The 397-nt window shown below is 39.3% G+C and carries 1 protein-coding gene; it reads left to right on the plus strand.

Features of this window, described 5'->3' with window-relative positions; translation table 11 throughout:
- A partial coding sequence (locus UU7_RS18850; protein ID WP_202946821.1) for a hypothetical protein occupies positions 1–397 on the plus strand: 397 nt, incomplete at both ends.

Here is a 397-nt window from a genome sequence, read left to right on the forward strand (position 1 = left end):
TTTCAGGAATGGCCGTTGGAACAAATGGATTAGTTTCCATAAGTTACAGGGGTGAAGAAAACTTTTGGGGGAACATTTACAAATGGATAGATGGACTTAACATTGAAGCAAAAGGAATCCATCAAGCTTATTGGGCTGATAGTGGCTTTGCTGATGATACTAAAACCTCACCTTATAAAAATTGCGGTTTTACACTTGCAAAATCAAATGGTTATGTTTCTGCATTTGGATGGTCAGAAGAATGTGATTTCTTATTCTTACCATCAGAAACACTTGGTGATTCTGTCCTTCCAGTAGGTGATAATTTCTGGCAAAATCACACTTATAATGGCTTCTTGATTTTATGTTTGGGCGGTCGCTGGGCTCATGGTTCGTTTGCGGGTGGTTTCTGTTGGAG

The sequence above is a fragment of the Rhodanobacter spathiphylli B39 genome (assembly GCF_000264295.1).
In the GTDB taxonomy this organism is placed as follows: domain Bacteria; phylum Pseudomonadota; class Gammaproteobacteria; order Xanthomonadales; family Rhodanobacteraceae; genus Rhodanobacter; species Rhodanobacter spathiphylli.